The 1437-nt window shown below is 64.9% G+C and carries 2 protein-coding genes; one reads left to right on the top strand and one right to left on the bottom strand.

Annotation, left to right across the window (positions count from 1 at the left end; all coding sequences use genetic code 11):
- Positions 1 to 10: 10 nt before the first annotated feature.
- Positions 11 to 828 (bottom strand): IS5 family transposase gene (locus ABT025_RS39425; protein WP_502972135.1). Its coding sequence is split into 2 segments (ribosomal slippage): positions 11 to 478 and positions 481 to 828, totalling 816 coding nucleotides; the frame shifts between segments, so codons are not numbered across the junction.
- 183 nt (positions 829 to 1011) lie between these two features.
- On the opposite strand from ABT025_RS39425, the gene ABT025_RS39420 reads away from it, so the two are divergent.
- Positions 1012 to 1359 carry a hypothetical protein gene (locus ABT025_RS39420; RefSeq protein ID WP_351003652.1) on the top strand — a complete coding sequence of 116 codons (348 nt, stop codon included), beginning with the start codon at positions 1012 to 1014 and terminating at the stop codon, positions 1357 to 1359.
- Positions 1360 to 1437: the final 78 nt, after the last annotated feature.

The raw sequence follows: 1437 nt of genomic DNA, 5'->3' as shown, positions 1-1437 counted from the left end.
AGAGGATGTCTCACGTGGTGAGTTTCGCGAGCCTCTTGTAGCAGGTGAGGGCTGCTGCGAGGCCGAGGAAGGCGAGGAAGTGGCTGCCTTTTCGCTCGTACCGGACGGTGAGGCGGCGGTATCCGAAGAGCCAGGAGATCGACCGCTCGATCTTCCAGCGGTGCCGTCCGAGCCGCTCGCCGGACTCGATGCCGGGGCGGGCGATCCGTGGGATGAGGTTCCGGCTGCGGAGCCAGCGCAGGTGCTCGGCGGAGTAATAAGCCTTGTCCGCACGGATCTTCCCCGGCCGCCCCCGACGGGGTCCGCGCCGGGATCGGACGGCGGGTATGCCCAGGATGAGCGGCTTGAACGCCTGGCTGTCGTGCATGTTCGCCCCCGACACCGCGACGGCCAGCGGCAGGCCCTGGGCCTCGGACAACACATGCAGTTTGCTGCCTTTCTTGCCACGATCGACCGGATTCGGTCCGGTCAGCGAGCCCCCCTTTTAGCTCGTACCGACGCGGCGTCGACGATCGCGGACGACCAGTCCAGATCGCCTCTGGCGCCGAGCTCGTCCAGTACCGCCCGGTGCAGCCTGCGCCACAACCCGGCCTCGGTCCACACGCTGAACCGGCGGTGCGCAGTTGCCGGCGAGACACCGAAGGACTCCGGCAAATGCCGCCAGGCACACCCACTCGTCAGCACGTACACCACAGCGGCGAACACCGCCCGTTCCTCCACCGGAGCAGTACCACCGCCCTGCGGACGGGAGACAAACTTCGGCATCAACGGAGCCAACAGCTCCCACAGTTCGTCGGGAACGAGCCGACGCGACAGATCAACCCTCACGAATCAGCATCATGCCCGTGTGGAGGCTCAGTCGTTGCCACCGCAGGCACCAGATAGCCTGCGCAAAGAGCAGTTCGAATCAGCCGGTCTGTCACCAGAGAGGCGTTGCGGTTGTCACACATGGGCGACGCCTGGGTTGAACGGGTACCGGTGCGTAGCATTCCTCGCGAGGAGCTCATCGCCATGCTTCGCGAACAGACCCAGGCATGCGGACCTGCGCGTGAAACCTTGATTGCCGGGGGGACCTTCGTCGTCTTTGACGGTCTGGTTCCCGCCAACCGCCACGCGGGGGTGTTCGGACGCCGCATCCGCTCAGCTGCCCGCCGTGGCCACACGATCGAGGGCCTTGCCGACACCGTCGAAATCCTCCGGCAGTACGGGGAAGAGCTTCTTCGTACTGGTTTGATTGATTCCGTGGACAGGTCGTCGGTGTTCACGATCTTCCTGAACTCTTCAGCGACAGAAGTCCTTGGCTGTGCCGGCGGGCCACGGCCCGAACCACTGCAAGTGCCAGCAGACGTCCCCGGGTGACAATCTGTCGGCCTTGGTGACAACTACCGCGCTTCGGCTCAATGCCGCATCAACGAACCACCACGTGAGACATCCTCT

This window comes from Streptomyces sp. NPDC002809 (assembly GCF_040295435.1).
GTDB lineage: Bacteria > Actinomycetota > Actinomycetes > Streptomycetales > Streptomycetaceae > Streptomyces.
This window is presented reverse-complemented; position numbering and strand designations above follow the sequence as displayed.

What these genes read in the sequence shown, in the direction of transcription:
- ABT025_RS39420 (WP_351003652.1), top strand. Translation starts at nt 1,012, where the DNA reads ATGCTTCGCGAACAGACCCAGGCATGCGGACCTGCGCGTGAAACCTTG.